Below are 24,576 nucleotides of genomic sequence, written 5' to 3'. Positions count from 1 at the left end.
GCGTCTGGGGTCTGGCCAATCCGCGATGCCTCCGGCTAGCCGCCGATGATCCGCCACAGTGGCGCTCTCTCGTGACTCACGCCAGTCCCCGGAGTCAGGCCCCCAGATGCCACCCACATTCTCAGCCACCCACATTGTCAGCTACCCACATCCGTTACCCACAAGGAGAGTGACTTGCTCGAACTCGCTGCCATCGTTCTGACCCTGACCGCCTGTCTGGCCTGGTTCAACGAACGCTACGTCCACCTGCCCGCGACAATCGGAGTCATGGTAATCGCGCTGCTACTCTCGCTGGCGATCCAGGGACTCGCCGGGTTGGGGCTGGGGGCGCCGGCTGCCGTCACCCGTGGCTGGGTCGAAGCGCTCGACTTCGACAGCCTGCTGATGAACGGCATGCTCTCGTTTCTACTCTTCGCCGGGGCGCTGCACGTCGACGTCAAGAAGCTCAAGCGCTACTGGTTGTCGATCGGGCTGCTCGCCACGCTCGGGGTCCTCGTCAGTACGCTGCTGATCGGCTTCGCGTCACACTGGCTTCTGGACGTGATGGGGGCGCCCGTCGCGCTGCCCTGGTGCCTGGTCTTCGGGGCACTGATATCGCCGACCGATCCGGTAGCGGTGTTGGGTATCCTGCGCGGCGCCGGGGCACCGGAGGACATGGAGGTGCGGATCGTCGGCGAGTCGCTGTTCAACGATGGCGTGGCGGTCGTGCTCTTCACGCTGCTGGTCGGCGCCGCCGAGAGCGGTGAGTCGCTGGCGGGCTGGCACGCCATCACCCTGTTCGCGGAGGAGGCCGGCGGCGGCGCGCTCTTCGGGCTGGTGCTCGGCTACGGCGTCCATCTGCTGATGAGCCGGGTGGACCAGTATCAGGTCGAGGTCCTGCTGTCGCTGGCGATGGTGCTGGGCGGTTACACCCTGGCGACGCATCTGCATGTCTCCGGCCCGATCGCGATGGTGGTGGCGGGTCTGGTGGTGGGCAACCACGCCTGGACGCACGCCATGTCGAGCCGTACCCGCGAACATCTCAATGACTTCTGGGAGCTGATCGACGAGATCCTCAACGCGCTGCTGTTCGTGATCATCGGGCTCGAACTGCTGGTGCTGCCGTTCGACTGGAACTATCTGCTGGTGGCGCTACCGCTGATCGCGCTGCTGCTGGCGGTGCGCGGCCTCGTCGTCTCGGGACCGGCGCTGCTGGCACGCTCGCACTTTCGAACCGGCTCCATCCGCGTACTGACCTGGGGCGGCCTGCGCGGCGGGATCTCGGTCGCGCTGGCACTGTCGATGCCGGCCGGCGAATCCCGTGACATTCTGCTCAATGTCACCTATCTCATCGTGCTGTTTTCGATCGTGACTCAGGGGTTGACCATCGGCGCGCTGGTCCGGCGGGTCGTGCCCGGCGATGCGGGAGCGGCCACTCCAGAAGGTTAGACTTTAGTCTTAGTTGTCGGGTTGGCCGTGGTATCACGGGTGGCCGTTCCTTACTCTTGGTGCACTCGATCCGGCGCGCGTCGCCGGATCCACGAATAATACGAGTGGTCAGACGAGGTGAACATGAAGCTACGCACGACAATGACGGTCGCGGCCCTGGGCCTTTCCGGCGCACTGCTGGCAGGCTGTGGTGACGATAACGACGAGCAGGCTCAGGAAGAGACGCAGGCGCAGACCCAGAGCGCCGAGCAGAGCAGCGGCGAGAACACCAGCGCCGGGGGCAGCGAGTCGTCATCCGATGACGTCGCACAGAGCGACACCGCGGACGCGTCGGCTGAAGAAGACGAGTCGATGGCGAGCGGCGGCGAGGCGGCCGCCGAGCAGGTCAACCTCATCTTCGGTACCGGGGGCACGGGGGGGAGCTACTATCCGATCGGCGGTGCGCTGAAGGGCGTCTTCGAGGCGAGCGACGTGGTCGGCGGCGTGCAGGTCGTGGCGACCGGCGCCTCGGTGCAGAACATCAACAACATCACCGATGGTCTTAACCAGATCGCCATCGTGATGAGCGATGTCGCCTATGATGCGGTGAAAGGGCAGAACCAGTTCGACGGTAATCCGGCCGACATCCAGGCACTGGCGGGACTCTATCCCAATGTGGTGCAGGTGGTGGCGACCGCCGACAGCGGCATCGACAGCATCGATGATCTCGCCGGCAAGCGCGTTGGCGTCGGTAAGGTGGGCTCGGGCGTCGAACAGAGCGCAGCCAAGGTGATCGAATCCGCCGGGCTGAGCTACGACGATCTCGCGCAGGTGAGCCACACCGGCTACGCCGACAGCGTCACCGAGATGAGTAACGGCAACCTCGATGCCGCCTTCTTCACCTCCGGCGTGCCCAACTCCAGCATTACCGGGCTGATGCAGAGCACCGACGTGACCTTCGTGCCGGTGGCGGGCGATGTCGCCGACACGCTGCTCGAGAAGTACCCCTACTACGAGACCTACGAAATCCCCGCCGATGCGGCCGAGCGCTATGACCTCGACACGGCGGTGAATACCGTGGCGATTCGTAACCTGCTGATCGTCAGCGGCGACATGCGTGAAGACGTTGCCGAGGATCTGACCCACCGTTTCCACGATTATCTGGAGTCCGACAAGGTCTCCGTCGGCGCGCTGCGTCAGTTCGATCCGAGCACGATGGGGACTCATCTCGTGGTGCCGCTGAATCCGGGCGCCGAGTCCTTCTACGCCACGCTGCCGGAGGCGGCCGAAGACGATGCTGCCGCGGATGACGCTGCAGGCGAGATGACAGCCGCCGGCGACAGCGGCGAGGCGGCCGGTGCCGCCGACGTGAACGCGGTGGAAGACGCCAATCAGGGCGGTACCGATGGCACCGGCGCCGAGCCCTCCAGCGAAGCCAATGCCGAGGCGGCGACGACCGCTGCCGACGGTGCAACGGCCGAGCCGGAGAAAGCGACTAGCGCCGATACCCCTGAAGACAACGTCGATGTCGAGGGAGATGACGGTGAAGAGAACGCTCAGGATGAAGATCCCCAGTCCTGAGGGCCGTGATGACCGCGCGTGGGTATAAAGCGTCGTTGTGAAGCGTTTCAAAGGCAAGACCCTGGCAGTCGTGGTGATGCTCGTCATCATCGCGGCTGTCGTCGTCTATCCACTGCCCTGGCTGGTGGTGAAAGAGGGATCCGCCTGGCGTCTGGCGTTGCCCGGTGGTAGCGGCACCCAGTTCACGCTGCGCTGGATGCACTCGGTCGAGAAAGAGGACTGGGAAGAGTGGTTCTCGGTCACTGACGCGGGGGCCATCGAGATCACCGGCACCCGGTTCAAGACCTTCGGCGCAGGCGTGCCGGCCAGCGCCGGCACCGAGACGCATCTGGCGGACGGCTGGGTCGTGATGACGGGGATCGACCGCATCGTCGACCCGCTGCTGGTTCAGGCCGCTGCCGCCGAGCACTATCGACTGATTCACAACGGCCGCGTCATACCGCTGTCGCATTCTGCGCCCCCCCCGATTCTTGAATTCGTCGTCGTGCGTGCCCCGCTCTGGCGCGCGACACCGGCATTGATGCGAACTTGGCTCGCGGGACGCTGAGGCGTTCGGCCGAGTCGGCAAGCCAGCCATAACAACAACCGCGATCGCCCGCGCCCCGGTGTGATCGCAAACCTACCGATGGATGACATCGAAATGACAGAGAAGACAGTGACGCTTGCAGCCGACGGATCGGAAGATCCGGCGGTGAAGCAGGCGTTGGAGAAGTTCGACCGTGAGAGTCTGGTCAGAGATCGCCTGCCGAAGGCGGTGATCCAGTTCGTGACGGTGCTGAGTGTCGCGCTGGCGCTCTTCCATCTCTATACCTCTTTTTCCGGGCCGCTGGTCGACGTTGCCCAGCGCAGCATCCACCTCTACACGCTGCTGGGGCTGGCCTTCATTCTCTACCCGCTGACTCGCAAGGGGGCGCGCGATCGGGTGCCCTGGGGCGATGCGCTGATCGCCCTCATCGCCTTCGGTATCGGCCTCTACATGCTCGTCGTCTCCGATCGCGTCATCGCGTCGGCGGGGCGCATCAACCAGACCGACATGATCGTGGGTTTCGTCGCCATCGCCCTGGTGCTCGATGCCACGCGCCGCGTTACCGGCTGGGGCCTGACGATTCTGGCGACGCTGTTCCTGCTCTACGGCTTCTACGCCAAGCTCTCGTTCTACCCGCAGATCAACGAGGCGATCGTGCTGGCCACCTGCCGGCAGATCGTCTCCCACCTCGTGTTTATCACCGAGGGGCTGTTGGGCACCGCCATCGGCGTGTCGGCCAGCTACATCATTCTGTTCATTCTGTTCGGTGCCTTTCTGGGCAAGTCGGGGCTTGGCCAGCTCTTCAACGATCTGGCGCTGGCGATTGCCGGGCACTCTCGTGGCGGCCCGGCCAAGGTCGCCGTTATCGCCAGTGGCTTCCTCGGGTCGATCAACGGCTCGGCGATTGCCAACGTCGTGACCACGGGTGCCTTCACCATTCCGTTGATGAAGCGGACCGGCTACAAGCCCAATTTCGCCGGGGCGGTGGAAGCGTCGGCGAGCGTCGGCGGGCAGATTCTGCCGCCGATCATGGGAGCGGCGGCGTTCATCATGGCGGAGGTGCTGGCCGTGCCCTATACCCAGGTGATCCTGGCGGGGATCATTCCGGCACTGCTTTACTACCTCGGCGTGCTGTTCCAGGTGCACCTGCGCGCCATGCGTAACGGGCTCGAGGGCATTCCCCGCTCGCAGCTCACTCCGCTCAAGGAGGTCATGCTCAAGCGTGGGCACCTGCTGGTGCCTATGGCGGTGCTGCTATGGCTGCTGTTCGACGGTCGCGCCCCGTTCTTCGCCGCCTTCTGGTCGATCGCCGCCACCGTACTGATCTGCGGGACACGTCGCGTCACCCTGGGGCTGAGCGTGGCACTGGTCCTTCTGATTCTGGAGCCGCAACTTCGCGCACTGATTGGCGGTAACCCGCTGCCCAACTTCCCGACCTGGCGTTGGACGCTGTTCGCGATCATCGCGCTGCCGGTGATCATCAACGCCCTGCGGGCGAAGCTCGGCATGGTGGCGGAAAAGATGGATGTCGGTGACTGTCGCGATGCCATGGTAGACGGCGTGCGCAACGCGATTCCGGTCGCCGTGGCCTGCGGCGCGGTGGGGATCATCGTGGGCGTCGCCACGCTGACCGGCGTGGCGCTGGAGGCGGCGGACGCGGTGGTGACACTCGGCCAGCAGATTCCCATTCCGATGCTCCAGCTGGTGGTGACGCTGGCGTTGACCATGGTCGCGTCGATCGTGCTCGGCATGGGGCTGCCCAGCATCCCGACCTACATCATTACCAGCACCATGGCCGCGCCGATCCTGCTCAACCTGCCGCTGTTCCGCGAACTCGCCGGCAGCAGCGAGACGGCGATCTTCGTGGCGCACATGTTCGTCTTCTACTTCGGGCTCTTTGCCAACCTGACGCCGCCAGTGGCGCTGGCCGCCTACGCCGGTGCCGGTATCAGCGGCGGTTCGCCCAACGCCACGGGCTTTCAGGCGATGAAGCTCGCGGTAGCCGGGTTCGTGGTGCCCTACATGTTCGTCTTCGCCCACAGCATGCTGATGATCGATGCCACCCTCGGCAATACACTCTGGGTCATCGTCACTGGCGTGGTCGGGGTGCTGCTGTTGGCGATCGCGGTCGAGGGGTATCTGCGTCGACCGCTGAATCCGTTCTGGCGTCTGCTGGCGGCAGTCGGGGCGCTGACGCTGATCTTCCCGGGTCTGACCAGTGACATCATCGGTGGCGCCATCACGCTGGTGCTCTTCGGGTTGGCCAAAGCCAAAGCCAAAGCCAAATCCTCACCCGAAGACCCGACTCCCACGGCGCGTCACGGCTAGCGCCAGCTCGTCGACGAAGGGTCTTCGTCAGCGATTTTTCGACGCCCGCCTCGATTGAGGCGGGCGTCGTTTCGTTGAGGCAACAGATCGTTCCGCGGCAAGCGTCGGCGGGGGCAGCGCGAACGGATGCCCATGCGACTTTGGTCCCACAAGCGGAATTAGGCGTCCCCAGGTAAGGCAGCGGGCGTGACGGTTTGCTATAACGAAACTAGGGCGCCCGGCTCGAATGAGGTGTCCATGAGAAGAAGACCAACGAGGAGCGACCATGGCTATCAATGTCACGCGGCGCCAGTTTTTCAAACTGGGCGGAGCGGGACTCGCGTCATCGAGCCTGGCGATGATGGGCTTTGCGCCCGAACCCGCCGAGGCGTCGATTCGTCAGTTCAAGCTGACCCACGCCAAAGAGACCCGCAATACCTGCACCTACTGTTCGGTCGGCTGCGGCATCCTGATCTACAGCAACGGGGATGGCGCGAGAAACGTCGAGCAGAACGTCTTCCACATCGAGGGCGATCCGGATCATCCGGTCTCTCGCGGCTCGCTCTGCCCCAAGGGCGCCGGTCTGCTCGACTTCGTCCACAGCAAGGGGCGCCTCGAGTATCCCCAGATTCGCGCCGCCGGCAGCGATCAATGGCAGCGTGTCACCTGGGATGAAGCACTGAATCGCATCGCCCGCCACATCAAGGACGACCGCGACGCCAACTTCGTCCAGCGCAACTCGCAGGGTGAGACGGTCAACCACTGGACCACGACCGGCTTTCTCGCGGCCTCCGGCTCCTCCAACGAAGCCGGCTACATCACTCACAAGGTGGTGCGCAATCTCGGCATGGTAGCGTTCGATAACCAGGCGCGCGTCTGACACGGACCGACGGTGGCAGGTCTTGCCCCAACATTCGGTCGCGGTGCGATGACCAATCACTGGGTCGACATCCGCAATGCCAATCTGATTCTTTCGATGGGTGGCAACTCCGCCGAAGCGCATCCCGTGGGTTTCCGCTGGGTGACGGAGGCGATCGAGCACAATAATGCCGAGTTGATCACCATCGACCCGCGCTTCACGCGCACCGGCGCCGTGGCGCAGGACAAGGCGTTCATCCGCACCGGCACCGATATCGCCTTTCTCGGCGGGCTGATCAGCTTTCTGATCGAGACCGACCAGATCCAGCACGAGTACGTCCTGAACTACACCGACGCGGCCCTGGTCGTGCGTGCGGATTTCGGCTTCGAGGACGGTATCTTCTCCGGCTACGACGAGTCGGCGCGCAGCTACGACAAGCAGTCCTGGATGTACGAAATGGGCGACGACGGTTTCGCGCGTCGCGACGAGTCGCTCCAGAATCCACGCTGCGTGTATCAGCTGGTCCGCGAGCACTACGCCCGCTACACGCCCGACATGGTCTCCAGCATCACCGGTATTCCGGTGGACACTATCGATCGCATCTGGAGAAAGATCGCCGCCACCGCCGTGCCGGATCGCACCATGACGATCCTCTATGCGCTCGGCTGGACGCAGCACTCCATTGGCTCGCAGATCATTCGCGCCGCGGCGATGGTCCAGCTGCTGCTGGGCAACATGGGACTGCCGGGCGGGGGCGTCAACGCACTGCGCGGACACTCCAACATTCAGGGGCTGACCGACCTTGGTCTGCTCTCGCAGCTGTTGCCGGGCTACATGTCGCTTGCCAATGCCAAGGAGCAGGATTACGCCGCCTACATCGACAAGCGGGCCAAGCAGCCCACCGTCGAAGGGCAGATCTCCTACTGGCAGCACTACGAGAAGTTCCACGTCAGTCTGATGAAGTCCTGGTACGGCGATGCCGCGACCGAGGGCAACGACTGGTGCTACGAGTGGTTGCCGAAGCTCGAGCGCCCGCTCTATGACGTGCTCGATACATTCGAGCGGATGTCCAAGGGCGAACTCAACGGCTACTTCTGTCAGGGCTTCAATCCCCTGGCGTCGTTTCCGGATCGCGCCAAGGTGACCCGCGCGCTGTCATCGCTGAAGTACCTGGTGGTGATGGACCCCCTCAATACCGAGACCAGCGAGTTCTGGAAGAACTACGGCGAATACAACGATGTCGATCCGAGCCAGATCGATACCGAAGTCTTCCGGCTGCCGACCTGCTGCTTCGCCGAGGACGATGGCTCCATCGTCAACAGCGCTCGCTGGCTGCAGTGGCACTGGGCCGCGCAGCCGCCCCCGGGCGAGGCGCGACCGGATACCCGGATCATGGGCGAGCTGTTCATGAAGGTGAGGCAGCTCTATCTCGATGAGGGCGGTGTCTTCCCGGACCCCATCGTCAACCTGACCTGGGATTACAGGATTCCCAGTGAGCCGAAGGCGGAGGAGCTTGCCCGCGAGTTCAACGGTCGGGCGCTCGAGGACCTGACCGACGAGGAGGGCAATGTCACCCGGCGCGCCAACGAGCAGCTTCCCGGCTTCGCCGAGCTGACCGCCGATGGCAAGACGGCGGCCGGCTGCTGGATCTTTACCGGCTGCTGGACCGAAGACGGCAACCTGATGGCGCGGCGCGACAACTCGGACCCCTACGGGACCGGCAACACATTGGGCTGGGCCTGGGCATGGCCGATGAATCGGCGCGTGCTCTACAACCGGGCCAGCGCCGACGTGCAGGGTCGCCCCTGGGGGCCGAACAAGGCGTTCATCTGGTGGAGCAGCGAACAGAGCCGCTGGATCGGCGCCGACGTGCCGGACTTCCCGGTTCAGTCGCCGCCGTCCCGTGGGCAAATGCCGTTCATCATGCAGCCCGAGGGGGTGGGGCACCTCTTCGCCGCCCAGAGCATGGTCGACGGGCCTTTCCCCGAGCACTACGAACCGTTCGAATCGCCGGTGCCGCAGAACCTGCTCCATCCGGGCAAGGAGCGCGCGCGCAACAATCCCGCGGCGCGGATCTTCGACGGCGACCGGGCTGCGCTTGGCAGACCGGAGGATTTCCCGCATGCGGCGACGACCTATCGCCTGACCGAGCACTTCCACTACTGGACCAAGCACGCCGAGCTCAATGCCATCGTGCAACCGCAGCAGTTCGTCGAGATCGGTGAAGGGCTCGCCGCCGACATCGGTGTGGTGGCGGGTGACTGGGTCAAGGTGATTTCCAACCGCGGCTTCATCAAGGCGGTGGCGGTCGTCACCAAGCGAATGCGGCCGATGATGATCGGCGACAAGCAGGTCCATCACGTTGGCATTCCGCTGCACTGGGGGTTCACCGGGGTCGCCAAGAAGGGGTATCTGGTCAATGCGCTGACCCCCTTCGTCGGTGACGCCAATACCCAGACGCCGGAGTACAAGTCGTTCACCGTTCGCGTCGAGAAGGCGTGAGGAGGGCCTATGAATAATTCCCAGAACATCATCGCCCGCTCCGCCACCACGACCCCGCCGCCGCAGGTGCGCAACGATGTCGAAGAGGTGGCCAAGCTGATCGATGTCTCCAAGTGCATCGGCTGCAAGGCGTGCCAGGTCGCGTGCATGGAGTGGAACGATCTTCGCGACGACGTCGGCGACTGCCACGGCACGTACGACAATCCGCGGGATCTCACTGCGGAGTCGTGGACCGTGATGCGTTTCACCGAGTACGAGTCGAGCGACGGCGATCTGGAGTGGTTGATTCGCAAGGATGGCTGCATGCACTGCGCGGAGCCTGGCTGCCTCACGGCCTGTCCGGCACCGGGGGCGATCGTGCAGTACGCTAACGGCATCGTCGACTTCGACTCCAACCACTGCATCGGCTGCGGCTACTGCATCACCGGCTGCCCCTTCGACATCCCGCGGATCTCGCCGAAGGACAACAAGTCCTACAAGTGCACGCTCTGCTCGGATCGGGTCAACGCGGGGATGGAACCTGCCTGCGTCAAGACCTGCCCGACCAACTGCATCGAATTCGGTAGCAAGAAGGACATGCTGGCGCGGGCGGAGAAGCGTGTCGGCGATCTCAAGGCGCGGGGGTTCCGCGATGCGGGAATCTACGATCCGGCAGGGGTCGGCGGCACCCACGTGATGTACGTGCTGCACCACGCCGACGACCCCAACCGCTATGCGGGACTCCCGAAGGATCCTCGCATCTCGCCGCTCGTCGGGGCGTGGAAAGGGATCACCAAGCCGATCATGTCCGCGATCATCGGCATCACCGCCTTCGCCGGGGTGATCCACTACGTCACCAAGGGACCGAAAGAGGAGCCGGAGGAGGCGCCGGACGACGCGACTCCGCCGGCGAATCGCGGTGGGGACGCCGGGCATGACGCCTCCTCCGGCGCCGACCCGCACTCACTCGGCTACGATGCGACGCGTTCCTCGCGATCGTCCAGCGATGCGCAGCGCCACCCGCCCGGGGGTGACCGATGAAAACCTCGCACAACCGCCTGCAGCGCTATTCGCCGCTGGATCGGGCCAACCACTGGACCATGGCGATGGCGTTTCTGCTGCTCGCCCTCTCTGGGCTGGCGTTTTTCCATCCGGCGTTCTTCTTCTTGACGCATACCCTCGGCGGTCCCGTCTGGGCGCGCATTCTCCACCCCTTCATCGGGGTGGTGCTGGTGCTGCTGTTCTACGCCATGGCCGTACGCCACGTGCGTAACAACCTGCTCGGCGGGAATGACGTGCAGTGGATGCGCCAGATTGGTGACGTGCTCAACAACCGGGACGACAAGCTGCCCGAGATCGGCAAGTACAACCCCGGCCAGAAGCTGGTCTACTGGGCGCTGGTGGTCTCCATCGCCGTACTGCTGATCAGCGGTGTGATCATGTGGCGGCCCTGGTTCGCGGGATACTTTCCGATTCCGCTGATCCGCTTTGCCAGTCTGCTTCACGCGCTGTCGGCGTTTGTCGCCATCGTCACCATCGTCGTGCACATCTACGCCGCGCTGTGGGTCAAGGGCTCCGTGCGCGCGATGACAAGGGGCTGGGTCACCCGCGCCTGGGCCCGTCACCACCATGGCCTCTGGGCCCGCGAGAAGGAGGAAAACGAGCGCCGTGAACGACACTGACGATAGCTCTCGCGATATCCCGCACGCGACCGTCGACGCCACCGGCGAGCATGCCTTCGGCGAAGCGCCACCGTCACCCGGTGCCCCGCCGATGGTGGTGCTGGCGGAGCGCAAGCGGTTCGTCGAGCGCGCGCAGCGGCTCCATCAACTCGCCGAGCGACTGCCGGCGATGGCGGATTACCTGCGCTTCATGGCCGGAGTGGTCGAGGCCCAGCATCGGGTCGCGATGCAGTCGCGCCCTTCGATGATCGATAGCGCCGAGGTGGCGATCCAGCACGGCGTGCCACCGCTCGCGGTCGACGGGCTTTGGCGCGACCTGTCGTGGAACGAGGATCTGGACGCGCTGATCGGCGAACTCGACGCGCGCATTGGTGAGCCCCAGCGGAGCTGGTTCGAGGGCTTGAAGTCGCGGCCACTGGCAGCGCGTCGCGAACTCGTCACCGCGATCTTCGAAGGGCGTGCGCTCGACGCCGAATCGATGGCGATGGCGCCGCTGGTAGGGGCGGCGCTGCAGGTGGCCTGGACCCGGCAGGCGCGGATGCTGCCTCGCCCGCCGGGGCGCCCCGGCGAGACAATGCGCCGGTTCTGCCCCTGCTGCGGTTCGCCGGCGGTGGCAAGCGTCATCCAGATCGGCATGGCACGCTCCAAGGTGCGCTATCTTCACTGTGGGCTCTGCGCGACCGAGTGGTACGCCGAGCGCGCCCGCTGCGTGGAATGCGGTGACAGCAAGACGCTGGGCTACTGCGGCCTGGAGGATGACTCCGGTGAGCGCGTACTGCCGGTGAACGCGGAGACCTGCGACCGCTGTCACAGCTATCTCAAGGTCGTGCAGCGGGAGTGGGAGGCCGGCGCCGACCCGGTTGCCGACGATCTGGCGAGTCTGGCGCTGGACATGATGATCGCCGACCGCGACCTGGCGCGGCGCGCCTTTAACCCGCTGCTCGTGCTTGGCGAGCCCGCGCCGGGCTGATGCGCTGGACCGCGCCCACCGTCGACCCGAGGTCCAACCACCTCGGGTCTCTTGTGTCGATGGCCACGCGACGCTGGATGCGAGTCGCGCTCGGCGTCGCCGCCGGCCCTCCCTCGATCTGTCGAGTCAATCATGTCCGAGACTGATGCTGCCAAGATGGATGCCACCCGCACCGACCTGCGTCGCGATCTGCCGGGGGTGACTACCCTGCTGGCGCATGGCGATCTCCAGCAGACGCGCTCGGCCCACGGCGAACGCGTGCTGACCCGCGCCATTCGCGAGACGCTAGCCGAGTGGCGTCGCCGGCTGGCCTCCCCGGCGGCGCCCGAGACTCTCGATGAGGTCGCGCTGATCCGGGGCATCCAGGACAGTGTCGATCGCTGGGTTCGGCCTGCCGCGCGGGCGGTGTTCAATCTCACCGGCACAGTGATCCATACCAATCTCGGGCGCGCCCCGCTGGCGGAGTCCGCAATCGACGCCGTGGTGCAGGCGGCACGCCATCCGATCGCGCTGGAGTACGACCTCGAGGCCGGTCGCCGCGGCGATCGCGACCGGCTGGTGGAAGATCTTCTCGTCGAGATGACCGGCGCCGAGGCGGCCACCGTGGTCAACAACAACGCCGCCGCCGTGCTGCTTGGGCTGACCGCGTTGGGGGCCGGGCGAGAGGCCATCATCTCCCGTGGCGAGATGATCGAGATCGGCGGCGCCTTCCGCATGCCGGATGTGATGACGGCCGCCGGTTGCCGTCTGGTGGAAGTCGGCGCCACCAACCGTACCCATGCACGCGATTTTCGCCAGGCGCTGAACGCGGCGAGCGGCATCATCGTCAAGGCCCACACCTCCAACTACGCGGTGACCGGCTTCACCAGTGGCGTTGCCGAGAGCGAACTTGCCGAGATCGCCCACGCGCACGGCATTCCTTTCATGATCGATCTGGGTAGCGGGGCGCTGACCGATTTTCGCGCCCTGGCGCTGCCGCACGAGTCGCAGCCGGCGGAGGCGATCGCTGCCGGAGCGGACCTGGTGACCTTCAGCGGCGATAAGCTGCTCGGCGGACCGCAGGCAGGGGTCTTAGTGGGCAGGCGTGAGGCCATCGCTCAGCTCAAGCAGCATCCACTCAAGCGCGCGCTGCGCTGCGACAAACTGACCCTTGCCGCGCTGGAAGCGACCCTGAGGCTCTATCGCGACAGCGACGCCCCCGAGCGCGACGTTCCGGCACTGCGCCTGTTGACCCGGCCAGCGGCAGAGATTGCCGCTCAGGCCGAGCGACTCAGACCGGCAGTCGCGGTGGCGCTTGATGGGATTGCCGCGGTGAGCGTGGGGGCTTGTCGTAGTCAGCTCGGCAGCGGTTCGCTGCCGGTGGATCGACTCGAGAGTCATGCGCTGGTCTTGCGGGCCGCGAATAGCGGGGCCCTGGTGCGTCTGGAACGGGCGCTGCGCGCCCTCGACCGGCCAGTCATCGGCCGGCTTCACGAGGGCGCGCTGTGGCTCGATCTGCGCTGTCTGGCAAGTGAGGCGGACGAGGCGGTCTTCGCCCGTCAGCTCGAGTCGCTGCCGCGCTGCTGGACGTCGGCATGATCGTGGGCACTGCGGGGCACGTCGATCATGGCAAGACCGCACTAATTCATGCACTCACCGGCGTTTCTACTGACCGTCTCAAGGAAGAGCAGGCGCGCGGACTGACGATCGAAGTGGGGTATGCCTATCCCGAGCCGCCTCCGGCACTCGCCGGGGTGACGCTCGGCTTCATCGACGTGCCGGGACACGAGCGCTTCATTGCCAACATGCTCTCCGGCGCGGCTGGCATCCAGGCGATGCTGCTGGTCGTCGCCGCCGACGACGGCATCATGCCGCAGACGATCGAGCACACGCGCATTCTCCAGCTGCTTGGCGTGACGCGGGCCTGGGTCGCACTGACCAAGATCGACCGCGTCGAGCCGGCACGGGTCGCCGAGGTGCGCGGCGAGATCGACGATTGGCTGAGCGCGACGCCGTTCGCCGGCGCGCCGGTCCTTGCCATATCGAGCGTCAGTGGCGAGGGCGTCAGCGCGCTCGGTGACACGCTCTGGGCGGCCGCCGCGGCGATGGCGCCGGCCGATGCCGAAGGCGGCTTTCGTCTTGCCGTCGACCGGGTTTTCGTCAAGCGCGGCGCCGGGATCGTGGTCACCGGCACGGTCCGCGCAGGCCACATCAGCCTTGGCGAGCGGGTGCGCCTGTTGCCTTCGGGGCTGGCGGCACGCGTGCGCGGTCTTCGCTGTCAGAACCGGGACGTGACGGCGGCACGGCGCGGCGAGCGCTGCGCGATCAATCTAAGCGGCAGCGATATCGAGCGCGGGCGTCTCGAGCGCGGCGAGTGGGTGGTCGGCGCGGCGTCTCGCATCGCTGATCGCCAGCGCCTGGATGTCAGCCTGCGGCTGCTGCCCGAAGCGTCGCCGCTCAAGCACTGGACTCGAGTTTACCTGCATCATGCCAGCGCCCACGTCACCGGGCGTGTCTCGCTGCTCGAGGGGGACAGTCTCAGGCCGGGTGCGTCGGCGCTGGCTCAGCTCGTGCTCGATGATCCGCTACAGGCCGCCCACGGTGACCCCGTCGTGCTGCGCGACCCTGGCGCCCGCCTGACCCTGGGCGGGGCGCGTGTGCTCGACGTCTCGCCGCCGCGCCGGGGGGCACGCAAGCCGCCCCGGCTGGCCTGGCTCGCGGCGCTCGAGCAGTTGCCCGCCGAAGGCGCGGCGTCGATACGTCTCGCTCGGATGTGGCCGACGATCGACCCTCCCGAGGGGGTGGCTCTCGACGCGCTGGCGGCCAACGTCGATCTGGAGCTTGAGGCGGTGCGAGAGGCGGCGCTCGACGCAGGGTGGCAGGTAATCGCTGGCGGCACGGCGGTGCAGGCGTTCACATCGGCGCGACTCTCCGAGCTCGAAACCCTGGTCACGGCCCGGCTCGCCGAGATTCATCAGCAGGAACCCGCCATGCGCGGCGTGGAGATCGATCGGCTACGGCGCATGAGCGTGCCGGCACTCCCGCCCGCGCTCTTTCGTCCACTGCTCGAGCGCTGGAAGGCGGCCGGCGCGATGATTCAGCACGGTCCCTTCATCGCGCTTCCCGACCACCGCGCGGCGCTCGGCGAGGAAGAGGCAGGGCGCTGGCGGCGGGTGCGGCCGCTGCTCGAGGCGTCGCCGCATGAGCCGCCTCGGGTACGCGATCTCGCAACGACCCTTGGCTGGGAGGAGGGCGAGACGCGGCGGCTGTTGCGTGACGTCGCGCTGCTTGGCGAGGTTTATCAGTTGCGCCGCGACCACTTCTTTCTCACCGAGACGGTGGTGACGTTTGCCGACAAGATACGCGAGCTGGACGCCGCCTTTGCCGAGGGAGCGACGGCGGCCGCGTTTCGCGATCGGGTGGGGTGCGGGCGCAAACTGGCGGTGGCGATTCTCGAGTTTTTCGATCGAATCGGCTTCACGCGGCGCATCGGCGATGGTCACCGAGTGATTCAAGGCGATATGCTGTTCGACTGAAGACGCGGGTCATCTCGTGCAAGATGTCAGCGCGACGGGTGTCGCCAGTGGAAGAGAATCGTCCCCCGGTGGGGCGCCAGGACTTCAACTCCTGGAGGGGCTGCCAGCGGTCCCTGGTGGGTTCGACTCCCACTCTCTTCCGCCATCTCTTCCGCCATCTGTCTCCGCGCCCCCAGCCACTGGGCGGACACGAGGCGCCGGACGCGCCAGCGAGGCACGGGTAACGGAGCCAGGCAAAAATAACTGGGGCGTAGTTGAACGCGGATTCACCTATAAACCATTGAACTATCGGTAAAAAGTCATCCCATAAGTAGAAGTGATAGTTTGATAACGATAAAAACCTTGGACAGGTCAAGACACCGGTCCATTCTGAGCTGGCTCACTTAGCCAGGAGGCAACGACCGCAAGGGATTGTGGGAGTGGGCACTTGCCGGCATGCCAGATTCGCGCGCTTGCCGGCCCTTCGAATGACCCTTCCTGTCGCTTCTCGCTTCTCGCTTCTCGCTTCTCGCAACCTATCCAACAGCTTCACCCGCGCGTCACTGCCGCTGCACGACGGCTAATGTCCTGCCGCTGAGATTCGGCTGCGTCTGGGCGTGTCCAGTGCATGCGGGCGCCGACGAGGTCTGAGGAGTGCAACGCTTCGGCTTTGTACCATGCTCGCGGTCCGGCGGGGTCGTCATGGGGCACGCAAGAGGGGGGGGGAGAGATCGTGCAAGGATCGTTGATCGGCATCGTCGTGGGACTTGGCGTCTGGGCAGCAACGGCCGAGTGGGCGCTGGGCATCGGCGCGGGTATCGCCAGCGGTATCGCCTGGGATCTCTGGCGCCAGCGTCGTCAATGACGGCGCACGTAATACAATAGCGTCGTGGGTGTGGTCTACCATGCCATAACACTTCTTCTGGACGCTCATCATGTCCTCACCCCACGCTTCTGATCCGCACGCTGCGCATGGCCACGGCCACGGCCACGACCACGGCCACGACCACGGCCACGACCACGACCACGACCACGACCACGACCACGTTCCGACGGTAACGGCGGATAGTGTGCAGCGGGTCAAGTGGGCGATGCTGCTGACGGCAGGCTTCATGGGCGCGGAGGTGATCGGCGGTCTGGTGTCGGGATCGCTGGCGCTGCTCGCCGACGCGGGACACATGTTCAGCGACAGCTTTTCACTGGGCCTGGCGCTACTGGCTTTTACCATGGGCGACAAGTCGCCGGATGGGCGTCGAACGTTCGGCTACCAGCGCTTTCAGGTGCTGGCGGCTTTCGTCAATGGACTGATGCTGTTCGCGATCGCCGGCTGGATCGTGGTCGCTGCCATTCGGCGTTTCACCGAGCCGGTCGAGGTCATGGCGGGACCGATGATGGCGGTCGCCGTGCTGGGGCTCGTGGTGAATCTGGTGGTGTTCAAGATCCTTCACGGCGGCGATCAGGAGAACCTCAACCTGCGCGGGGCGCTGCTTCACGTGCTTGGGGATCTGCTGGGATCGGTGGCCGCCATCACTGCCTCCGTCGTCATTCTGCTGACGGGCTGGATGCCAATTGACCCGCTGCTGTCGATGCTGGCGGCGGTGCTCATCCTGCGTGCCGCCTGGACGATCGTCCGTCGCTCGGCGCATACCCTGCTGGAGGGGACGCCAGAAGGGGTCGATAGTGCCGAGATCCGTCGCGCACTGCTCGACGTCGATGGGGTCGAGAGCGTGCATGACATGCACGTCTGGGGCCTGACACCGCAGGCGCCGCTATTGAGCGCCCATCTGGTCATTGGCGAGGCCGGGCAGCACGATACCGTCACAACGGCTGCCTATGCCGTGCTTCACGAACGATTCGGCATCGATCACGCGACGCTCCAGGTCGAGACACGCCACTGCCTGACCGGAGGGGATTGCCAGGCGGAGGCGTCGACGCGTTAGTGCGGCGCGTACCGTGCCAATGTCTCATCGCAGGGAAGCCATCGTTTGACTACGTTGAAACGTGACACTCATGCAAGGAGATGGCACATGCAACGCAATGGACTGATGGGATTGAGCGCGGGCCTGCTTCTTGCGGTATCGGGGTTGGCGCAGGCGGAAACGACCGTCGAACTGCATAGCGTCTCTCAAGATGGCGTGGGCGACAGCCTAGGGACGGTCACGGCCGAGGAGACCGAGCACGGTCTGTTGCTGACACCGGATCTTGCCGGTCTCGCGCCCGGCATCCACGGATTCCACATGCACACCCACGCCAGCTGTGAACCCAGCGAGAGCGACGGTGAGATTACACCGGCCGGGGCCGCCGGGGGCCACTTCGATCCCCAGGGCAATGAGACTCACCAGGGGCCCTACAGCGATGACGGCCACCTCGGCGATCTGCCGGCGCTGATGGTCGACGCCGACGGTAACGCCACCACGCCGGTGCTGGCACCGCGGCTGACCGAGGACGATCTCGCTGGGCACGCCTTCATCGTGCATCAAGGCGGCGACAACTACTCGGATGAGCCCAAGCTGGGTGGCGGCGGCAGTCGTGTCGCCTGCGGCACCCTCGGATAAGCTCGCAGCACCTCGACGCCGGTCGCCGATATCGGCACCGCTCCCGGCCCCGCTTCTGGCGGGGCCGTTGCGTTTCAGGGGCGTTGCCAGCCCCTGTCGACGAGGCTGGCATTCCCAGGTCCGACAGTGTGGGGGGGCCGTTAACCCACCGCGTTCGGTGACGGCACGCCGCCGACAGGAATGTTCTGCCTAAGCTATTGTTTTCGCTAAGTCGCAGGCCGCATAATCTGTTGATTTATCCAGTTATGGGGCGTTGGCGCCGATGGCCAATTTTCGCACGCACTTCGGAGTCGCCAGCGTCGGCGGTCTGCTCGTCTCTCAGGCGGGTTGGCAAGCGTCGCTGTATGGGCTCTGGCAGGCCTGCGCCATCGCTGGGCTGATCGCTTTCGGCGGCATTCTGCCGGATATCGATGCCGACAACTCCCGGGCGGTGCGACTGATCTTTCAGATACTCGCCCTGATTGCCGTGGTGATGACGGTTCTGGTGCTACAGCATCGGGTGACACCGGCGATGCTCTTCGCCGCCTGCGGCGGGGCCTATCTCGGCGTTCGCTATGTGGCGAGTGCCGTCTTCGCGCGCTTCACCGTCCATCGCGGTCTCTGGCACTCGCTGCTGGCGGCGACGCTGAGCGGGCTTGGCGCCACGGCGGCGAGTTTCACTCTGCTGCATCAGCCCGCGCCCCTTGCCTGGCTTCACGGCTTGGCGCTGACGCTCGGCTTTCTCATCCATCTCACCCTCGATGAGCTCTACAGTGTCGATCTCACCGGCGCGCGCCTCAAGCGCTCCTTCGGCACCGCGCTCAAGCCTTTTGACTGGCACGCGCCCGGCAGCACGCTGATGCTGATCCTCACCTCGGTCCATCTCTTCGCCTGGCTGCCTTCGTTCAGCGTGCTGCGTGATGTTCTGGCGCAGTCGCTGACCCTGTGGCGTTGACCGCCAACGCGCCATGCCCGGCGCCCTCCGCCGGACATGACGGTCAGTCATCGAGCGTGCATCCGCATCCGTTCTTACACTGAGAGACCTTGCTCATCGACAGGGAGTCGAGACGATGTATCTGGTATTCGACGTCAACGAAACGCTGCTCGACACGGCGGCACTCGATCCGCTTTTCTCACGACGGTTCGGCGACGCTGCACTGCGGCCGATGTGGTTTCTCACGCTCCAGGAGGCGTGGATGACCACGACGCTGACCGACCGCTTCGAACCCTTTGCGACGCTGGCCCGACGTGCGCTCCGCCAGCTTGGCGCGGCCCGGGGGATCGAGGTGACCGCGGCGGACGAGGAGGAACTGGTCGAGCGAGTGCTGACGATGCCGGCCCACGCGGGCGCCGCCGAGACCCTCGAGAGACTCGGACGCGAGGGCCATACCCTGACCGCGCTGACCAACAGTGCGCTCGACGCCGCCCGGGACCAGCTCACCCAGGCGGGGCTGATCGCGCATTTCGATGCCGTGCTGAGCGTCGAGAGCGTCTCGCGCTACAAGCCGGACCCGGCGCCCTATCGCCACGCGGCGGATCACTGGGGAGTGACGACCGAAGCGATGGTGATGATCGCGGCTCACGGTTGGGATCTGCTGGGGGCGAACGCCGCTGGGATGAAGACGGCTTTTATCGCGCGCCCCGGCAAGGCGATGGATTCAGACGTGGAGGGGGTTCCCGACTGGCGCGACGACGACCTTGAGCGTCTGATGCGCCGAGTCGTGACCGAGAGCAGGGAATGACAACGGCGGCGACTCCCGAGTGAGCGTCGCCGCCGTTGCGTGTCGCGTTTCGCTGACGTCGCCTGCCGATCAGTGGCGTGTCTTGGGATCGAGAATCCGCACCGGCGAGATCTCCTCACTGGCCGGGCGGGCAGCCTCTCGCTCGCGATTGACGCGGGTCGGTAGCTCCTGGCCCGTTTCGTCCTCGACCGGCAGCTGCTCGAAAAAGTCGCAACTGACGCAGTCGCGGTAGCGGATGCCGTTCTGCTCCCAGGAGCGCACGCGATCCATGGCGGCGCAGCGGGGGCAGATCGCACCGGCGATGAAGCGTTTGGGGGTCTGAGTCATGGTCTCCTCGATGCCGGCAACCGGCCTGACGCCGTTTGCCGGGCGTTGTCGCGATACTAGGCGGCGTCCTGCGAGACGATGCCCGAGTGTCGCAGTAGCGGTTCGATGCTCGGTTCCCGGCCGCGGAACGCCTCGAATAGCGCGGCGGCTTCGCGTGAGCCGCCGCGTTCAAGGATCTCCTGGCGGAAACGCTGGCCCGTCTCGGCATCGAAGATGCCGGCCTCCTCGAAGGCACTGTAGGCGTCCGCCGAGAGGACTTCAGCCCACTTGTAGCTGTAGTAGCCCGCCGCGTAGCCGCCGGCGAAAATATGTCCGAACCCGTTCTGGAAGCGGTTGAACGCGACGCTTGGCACCACCGAGACCTGCGCGCGCACCTCATCGAGCAGCGCCTGGACGTCGCTGGCGCTGGGCGCGTTCAGCTCGTGGTGCAGTCTCAGGTCGAACAGCGAGAACTCGACCTGACGCATCATCTGCATGGCGGACTGGAAGTTGCGCGCGGCCTGAAGTTTCTCCAGCAGCTCATCGGGGATCTTCTCGCCGGTGTCGACGTGGCCGGCGATCAGATCCAGTCCTTCACGCTCCCAGCAGAAATTCTCCAGGAACTGGCTCGGCAGCTCCACGGCATCCCATGCCACGCCGCTGATGCCGGACACGTCGGCCACGGTCTGACGGGTGAGCATGTGATGCAGTCCGTGCCCGAACTCGTGGAACAGCGTCAGCACTTCCTCGTGGGTGAGCAGGGCCGGCTTGCCCGCCACCGGGGGCGTGAAGTTGCAGGTGAGATAGGCCACCGGCAGCTGCAGCTCGCCATCGGCTCGCAGTCTGCGGGTCCGGCAGACGTCCATCCAGGCACCGCCGCGCTTGCCTTCCCGGGCGTAGAGATCGAGATAGAAACCGGCGATGGGCTGACCGTTATCGAGCACATCGAAGTAGCGCACGTCTGGGTGATAGCGGGGCGCTTCGGGGTTTTCGGCCATGGTGACGCCGAACAGCCGGCCGACCACGCTGAAGAGTCCATCCACCGCGCGCGGCGCAGGGAAGTAGGGGCGTAGCTGCTCCTGAGAGATGGCATAGCGCGCCTGACGCAGTTTTTCGCTCACGAACCCCACGTCCCAGGGTTCGAGGGTCTCGAGGCCGAGACTGTCACTGGCATACGCCTTGAGCTCGGCGACGTCGTCACGTGCCTGGGGGCGAGCGCGCTCGGCGAGGTCATCGAGAAAACCGAGTACCTGCTGTGGCGAGTCCGCCATCTTGGTTTCCAGCGAGTAGTCCGCGTAGGTCTCGAAGCCTAGCAGCCTGGCGAGCTCCTGACGCAGTGCCAGGGTCTCCTCGATGATCGGGGCGTTGTCATTGTCACCCGCGTTGGGACCCTGATCGGAAGCGCGGGTGACGAAGGCGGTATACACCTCGCGGCGAAGCTCGCGATCCTCGGCGAACGTCATCACCGGCAGAAAGCTGGGAACGTCCAGCGTAATGCGATAGCCGGTTTGATCCTTGGCCTCGGCGTAGGCCTTGAGCGTCTCGAGGGCGCTTTCGGGGAGACCTTCCAGGCGAGTGGCGTCATCAAGTGACTTGTCCCATGCCTGGGTGGCGTCGAGCAGCTGATTGGAAAACGTATTACCCAGTTCAGACAGCCGCGCCTGAATGTCACCATACCGGCGCTTCTTGTCGTCCGGCAGGTCGACGCCGGCCAGCCGGAAGTTGCGCAGGGTATCGTCGATCGATTTGCGCTGGCCCTCATCGAGCGTGGCGAATTCATCGCTCGCCTTGAGGCGCTCGAATGCCGCAAACAGCGCGGTGTTCTGCCCGACCCAGGTGCTGTACTCGGAGAGCATGGCCAGGCACTGCTGGTAGGCTTGGCGCAGTGCGTCGCTGTTCATCGTCGAGTTGAGATGGGAGACCGGCGAGAAGGCCTGCGATAGGCGGTCGTCCAGGGCCTCTAGCGGCGCGGCGAGCGTCGCCCAGCTGATCTCGTCCTGCGCGGTGAGCGCGTCGATCGCGTGGCGGTTCTCGGCGATGATCGTCTCGATCGCCGGCACCACGTGTTCGGGACGGATCGCCTCGAACGGCGGCAGCGTATGATGTTCGAGCAGCGGGTTGTGCGACATGATCACCTCTGGCGAGTCGATAAGTGCCTTCTAGATGGGGGGCCTGGTGCCGGCTTTCAATGCACACCAGCGGGATTGGCCGGCGAAATCCGCCCTGCTAGGCTCTGCCGGCGGTTTCGCGCACGCATCACGTCATCCCCCGTTGTCGCACCCACTCGTTACTTTATTCACCATTCTCATGAGAGACGTCCCAACGATGAACGAGACCTTCGAGCGCTGGCAGTCTCGCCGCGCTTTCATTCTGGCCGTCACCGGCGCCGCCGTGGGATTGGGCAACATCTGGCGCTTCCCCTACATGACCGGCGAGAACGGCGGCTCGGCATTTCTGCTGCTCTACATCGTTTTCGTGTTGCTGCTGGGGCTCCCCATGATGATGGCGGAGATCATGATCGGCCGGGCGGGCCGAAGAAGCCCGATGCAGGCACTGGCCTTTCTCTCCGAGGAGGCGGGGGTGACGCCGCACTGGCGCTGGCTGGGGCTGTTCGGTGCCATCACGACGTTCTTCATTCTCTCTTTCTACTCGGTGGTGTCGGGGTGGTCGATCGAGTATCTGATCGGCTCGGTGAACGGGGATTTCGTCGCCCAGTCGGCGCCCCAGATCGGCGCAAGCTTCGATGCCTTCCTGCTCGATCCGCTGCGCATGACCTTCAATCACACGTTGTTCATGCTACTCACGATGTCGGTGGTTGCCGTGGGGATCAAAAGCGGTCTCGAGAAGCTCAACAACGTGATGATGCCGCTGCTCTATCTGATCCTGCTGGTGCTCGGGGGCTATGCGGTCACGACCGATGGCTTCGGCGAGGCGATTCGCTGGCTGTTCACCCCGGATCTCTCGGCGATCAACCTCTCCGTGGTGCTCAATGCGATGGGGCACGCCTTCTTCACGCTGGCGGTGGGCGCATGTGCCCTGATGGCCTACGGCGCCTACATGCCGTCTGATCAAAGCCTGCCCAAGGCAGTGCTTGCCGTGGCGCTGTTGGACATTGCGGTGGCGCTGCTGTCCGGCATCGCGATCTTTTCGGTGGTCTTCAGTCACGGCCTCGACCCCACCGAAGGGCCAGGCCTGATGTTCGTCACGCTGCCGGTGGCCTTCAGTGAGCTCCCGGGTGGCCAGATCTGGCTGGGAGCGTTCTTCATGCTGTTGCTGGTCGCCACCTGGACGTCGTCGATCAATCTCGCCGAGCCCATGGTGGCAATGCTGGTCGGACGGGGCTGGCGCCGCGGGCGGGCGGCTGCGCTGATCGGCTCGCTGGTCTGGCTGGTGGGGCTGCTCTCTGTGCTGTCGTTTTCGTCACTCAAGGACGTGCACTGGTTAGGCGACATGAACTTCTTTGCGCTGGTGACGACAGTACCACCGGATATTTTCCTGCCGATCGGCGGGCTATTGATCGCGGTCTTCGCCGCCTGGCAAATGCCTAAGGAGGCGGCGGCTTCCGCGCTGGGCGTCTCCCCCGCTGGCTTCGCGGTGTGGCAGGTCGTCGTGCGCTACATCTCGATTCCGCTGACGGCGGTCGTGCTACTGTCGAGTGTGATCTGACACCCCAACGAAAGAGAGAGTCATGACGATTCGAACCTATCAGGGCGTGGCGCCGAGCCTTGGCGAGAGAGTCTTCGTCGACGAGAGCAGTGTGGTGCTCGGCGATGTTGCGCTCGGCGACGATAGCTCAGTCTGGCCGATGGCCGTCATACGCGGCGACGTTCACCGCATCCGCATCGGTGCCCGCACCAGTATCCAGGATGGCGCGGTACTTCACGTCACCCACGCCAGCGACTTCAATCCCGGTGGTTTTCCTCTGACTATCGGTGAAGAGGTGACGGTAGGGCACAAGGCAATGCTGCATGGCTGCACGATCGCCGATCGGGTGCTGATCGGCATGGGCGCCATTCTGCTCGACGGGGTGACCGTGGAGCGTGAAGTGATCGTCGCCGCCGGCGCGCTGGTCCCGCCGGGTCGGACGCTGGCAAGTGGCTACGTTTATGGCGGTAATCCCGCCAAGCCCCTGCGCGAGCTCAAGGACTCCGAGCGCGAGTTCTTCGCCTACTCGGCGGCGAATTATGTGAAGGTGAAGGATCAACATCGCGACGGCGAATCCTGAAGCCCCATCCCCCCAACCGTGTGGATTTCGTGCTTCCGTCTCGAGCCTTTCGCTGTCGGCGTCAGAGATAGGGAGCGAGACGCTCATCGCGTCACCCTGTGACCTTGAGGGTGTCGCGAGTCTGAGCGCACGATGACGAACGTGCCCGGCTTCACCGGGATGCGTTTCAACACACCGCCGCCGAGGGGGGGGCCTCTCCGATAGCGCGTCCGGGCAGCGCCAGGCAGCCGGCTCTCTGCTCGCTCTATTTCAGTTCCGCCCTCCTGGATAGAAGACAGTACCTCTATAAAGCACTGACAGTGCCTCTATATAGCACCGATAGAGAGACGGGAGGCCGTGGAGCCAATGCACCGCAACGGCTGTTGATGCCGCCATGGCGGGGCTGTCAGCCGGGTGGTGGAAAACGCGCAGCGGAAAGTTGAAATCAACGCTTGCCAAGCCGACGTTGGGTCCGTAAAGTAC

Annotated in this window: 19 protein-coding genes and 1 tRNA gene; 18 read left to right on the top strand and 2 right to left on the bottom strand. The window is 65.1% G+C overall.

Going from position 1 to position 24,576, the window contains the following annotated elements; translation table 11 throughout:
* The first annotated feature begins 174 nt into the window (after window positions 1-174).
* From DOM41_RS00100 to DOM41_RS00025, 16 genes are all read left to right on the top strand, one after another.
* Window positions 175-1,428, top strand: a complete 1,254-nt coding sequence (locus tag DOM41_RS00100) for a cation:proton antiporter (RefSeq protein WP_110684815.1) — start codon at window positions 175-177, stop codon at window positions 1,426-1,428.
* Window positions 1,429-1,551: 123 nt separating this feature from the next.
* On the top strand, window positions 1,552-2,988 hold the full coding sequence (locus DOM41_RS00095) for a TAXI family TRAP transporter solute-binding subunit (RefSeq protein ID WP_110684814.1): 1,437 nt from the start codon (window positions 1,552-1,554) through the stop codon (window positions 2,986-2,988).
* 37 nt (window positions 2,989-3,025) lie between these two features.
* Window positions 3,026-3,535: a DUF1850 domain-containing protein gene (locus DOM41_RS00090; protein WP_245391681.1), complete on the top strand. Its 510-nt coding sequence runs from the start codon at window positions 3,026-3,028 to the stop codon at window positions 3,533-3,535.
* Between the two features lie 93 nt (window positions 3,536-3,628).
* The gene (locus DOM41_RS00085) at window positions 3,629-5,842 is read left to right on the top strand and encodes a TRAP transporter permease (protein ID WP_110685192.1); all 2,214 of its coding nucleotides are present in this window, start codon (window positions 3,629-3,631) and stop codon (window positions 5,840-5,842) included.
* A gap of 265 nt (window positions 5,843-6,107) precedes the next feature.
* Window positions 6,108-9,182 (top strand): formate dehydrogenase-N subunit alpha, encoded by a 3,075-nt coding sequence (fdnG, locus tag DOM41_RS00075; RefSeq protein WP_483435962.1) that lies wholly within the window; start codon window positions 6,108-6,110, stop codon window positions 9,180-9,182.
* 9 nt (window positions 9,183-9,191) lie between these two features.
* Window positions 9,192-10,202, top strand: coding sequence for a formate dehydrogenase subunit beta (fdxH, locus tag DOM41_RS00070; RefSeq protein WP_110684812.1), 1,011 nt, complete (start codon window positions 9,192-9,194; stop codon window positions 10,200-10,202).
* On the top strand, window positions 10,199-10,843 hold the full coding sequence (locus tag DOM41_RS00065; RefSeq protein ID WP_110684811.1) for a formate dehydrogenase subunit gamma: 645 nt from the start codon (window positions 10,199-10,201) through the stop codon (window positions 10,841-10,843). The genes fdxH and DOM41_RS00065 overlap by 4 nt, the downstream gene beginning before the upstream one ends.
* Entirely contained in the window at window positions 10,830-11,813 is a 984-nt protein-coding gene (gene fdhE, locus DOM41_RS00060; protein ID WP_157956800.1) for a formate dehydrogenase accessory protein FdhE, read from the top strand. Before DOM41_RS00065 ends, fdhE begins: the two co-directional genes overlap by 14 nt.
* A gap of 132 nt (window positions 11,814-11,945) precedes the next feature.
* Window positions 11,946-13,391 (top strand): L-seryl-tRNA(Sec) selenium transferase, encoded by a 1,446-nt coding sequence (selA, locus tag DOM41_RS00055; protein ID WP_110684809.1) that lies wholly within the window; start codon window positions 11,946-11,948, stop codon window positions 13,389-13,391.
* The gene (gene selB / locus DOM41_RS00050) at window positions 13,388-15,328 is read left to right on the top strand and encodes a selenocysteine-specific translation elongation factor (protein ID WP_110684808.1); all 1,941 of its coding nucleotides are present in this window, start codon (window positions 13,388-13,390) and stop codon (window positions 15,326-15,328) included. The genes selA and selB overlap by 4 nt, the downstream gene beginning before the upstream one ends.
* A gap of 49 nt (window positions 15,329-15,377) precedes the next feature.
* Window positions 15,378-15,473, top strand: a tRNA-Sec gene (locus DOM41_RS00045).
* Window positions 15,474-16,040: 567 nt separating this feature from the next.
* Entirely contained in the window at window positions 16,041-16,172 is a 132-nt protein-coding gene (locus tag DOM41_RS17845; RefSeq protein ID WP_280951192.1) for a hypothetical protein, read from the top strand.
* Between the two features lie 70 nt (window positions 16,173-16,242).
* Window positions 16,243-17,247, top strand: a complete 1,005-nt coding sequence (locus DOM41_RS00040; protein WP_110684807.1) for a cation diffusion facilitator family transporter — start codon at window positions 16,243-16,245, stop codon at window positions 17,245-17,247.
* Between the two features lie 87 nt (window positions 17,248-17,334).
* A complete protein-coding gene (sodC, locus tag DOM41_RS00035; protein WP_110684806.1) occupies window positions 17,335-17,862 on the top strand; it encodes a superoxide dismutase family protein in 528 nt (175 codons plus the stop codon).
* Between the two features lie 262 nt (window positions 17,863-18,124).
* Window positions 18,125-18,796 carry a metal-dependent hydrolase gene (locus DOM41_RS00030; RefSeq protein WP_110684805.1) on the top strand — a complete coding sequence of 224 codons (672 nt, stop codon included), beginning with the start codon at window positions 18,125-18,127 and terminating at the stop codon, window positions 18,794-18,796.
* Between the two features lie 115 nt (window positions 18,797-18,911).
* Window positions 18,912-19,583: a haloacid dehalogenase type II gene (locus DOM41_RS00025; protein ID WP_110684804.1), complete on the top strand. Its 672-nt coding sequence runs from the start codon at window positions 18,912-18,914 to the stop codon at window positions 19,581-19,583.
* A gap of 69 nt (window positions 19,584-19,652) precedes the next feature.
* Here DOM41_RS00025 and DOM41_RS00020 read toward each other — a convergent pair whose 3' ends face one another.
* Both DOM41_RS00020 and prlC read right to left on the bottom strand, forming a co-directional pair.
* Window positions 19,653-19,910, bottom strand: a complete 258-nt coding sequence (locus DOM41_RS00020) for a YheV family putative zinc ribbon protein (RefSeq protein WP_110684803.1) — start codon at window positions 19,908-19,910, stop codon at window positions 19,653-19,655.
* Between the two features lie 56 nt (window positions 19,911-19,966).
* Window positions 19,967-22,018 (bottom strand): oligopeptidase A, encoded by a 2,052-nt coding sequence (prlC, locus tag DOM41_RS00015; RefSeq protein WP_110684802.1) that lies wholly within the window; start codon window positions 22,016-22,018, stop codon window positions 19,967-19,969.
* Window positions 22,019-22,214: 196 nt separating this feature from the next.
* On the opposite strand from prlC, the gene DOM41_RS00010 reads away from it, so the two are divergent.
* Window positions 22,215-23,555 carry a sodium-dependent transporter gene (locus DOM41_RS00010; protein ID WP_110684801.1) on the top strand — a complete coding sequence of 447 codons (1,341 nt, stop codon included), beginning with the start codon at window positions 22,215-22,217 and terminating at the stop codon, window positions 23,553-23,555.
* A 22-nt stretch (window positions 23,556-23,577) separates the two neighbouring features.
* The gene (locus DOM41_RS00005) at window positions 23,578-24,114 is read left to right on the top strand and encodes a gamma carbonic anhydrase family protein (protein WP_110684800.1); all 537 of its coding nucleotides are present in this window, start codon (window positions 23,578-23,580) and stop codon (window positions 24,112-24,114) included.
* Window positions 24,115-24,576 lie beyond the last annotated feature (462 nt).

This window comes from Salinicola aestuarinus (assembly GCF_003206645.1).
In the GTDB taxonomy this organism is placed as follows: Bacteria; Pseudomonadota; Gammaproteobacteria; order Pseudomonadales; family Halomonadaceae; genus Salinicola; species Salinicola aestuarinus.
This window is presented reverse-complemented; position numbering and strand designations above follow the sequence as displayed.

What these genes read in the sequence shown, in the direction of transcription:
- DOM41_RS00095 (WP_110684814.1), top strand. Translation starts at nt 1,552, where the DNA reads ATGAAGCTACGCACGACAATGACGGTCGCGGCCCTGGGCCTTTCCGGC.
- DOM41_RS00085 (WP_110685192.1), top strand. Translation starts at nt 3,629, where the DNA reads ATGACAGAGAAGACAGTGACGCTTGCAGCCGACGGATCGGAAGATCCG.
- fdxH (WP_110684812.1), top strand. Translation starts at nt 9,192, where the DNA reads ATGAATAATTCCCAGAACATCATCGCCCGCTCCGCCACCACGACCCCG.
- DOM41_RS00065 (WP_110684811.1), top strand. Translation starts at nt 10,199, where the DNA reads ATGAAAACCTCGCACAACCGCCTGCAGCGCTATTCGCCGCTGGATCGG.
- selA (WP_110684809.1), top strand. Translation starts at nt 11,946, where the DNA reads ATGTCCGAGACTGATGCTGCCAAGATGGATGCCACCCGCACCGACCTG.
- selB (WP_110684808.1), top strand. Translation starts at nt 13,388, where the DNA reads ATGATCGTGGGCACTGCGGGGCACGTCGATCATGGCAAGACCGCACTA.
- DOM41_RS00040 (WP_110684807.1), top strand. Translation starts at nt 16,243, where the DNA reads ATGTCCTCACCCCACGCTTCTGATCCGCACGCTGCGCATGGCCACGGC.
- sodC (WP_110684806.1), top strand. Translation starts at nt 17,335, where the DNA reads ATGCAACGCAATGGACTGATGGGATTGAGCGCGGGCCTGCTTCTTGCG.
- DOM41_RS00030 (WP_110684805.1), top strand. Translation starts at nt 18,125, where the DNA reads ATGGCCAATTTTCGCACGCACTTCGGAGTCGCCAGCGTCGGCGGTCTG.
- DOM41_RS00025 (WP_110684804.1), top strand. Translation starts at nt 18,912, where the DNA reads ATGTATCTGGTATTCGACGTCAACGAAACGCTGCTCGACACGGCGGCA.
- DOM41_RS00020 (WP_110684803.1), bottom strand. Translation starts at nt 19,910, where the DNA reads ATGACTCAGACCCCCAAACGCTTCATCGCCGGTGCGATCTGCCCCCGC.
- prlC (WP_110684802.1), bottom strand. Translation starts at nt 22,018, where the DNA reads ATGTCGCACAACCCGCTGCTCGAACATCATACGCTGCCGCCGTTCGAG.
- DOM41_RS00010 (WP_110684801.1), top strand. Translation starts at nt 22,215, where the DNA reads ATGAACGAGACCTTCGAGCGCTGGCAGTCTCGCCGCGCTTTCATTCTG.
- DOM41_RS00005 (WP_110684800.1), top strand. Translation starts at nt 23,578, where the DNA reads ATGACGATTCGAACCTATCAGGGCGTGGCGCCGAGCCTTGGCGAGAGA.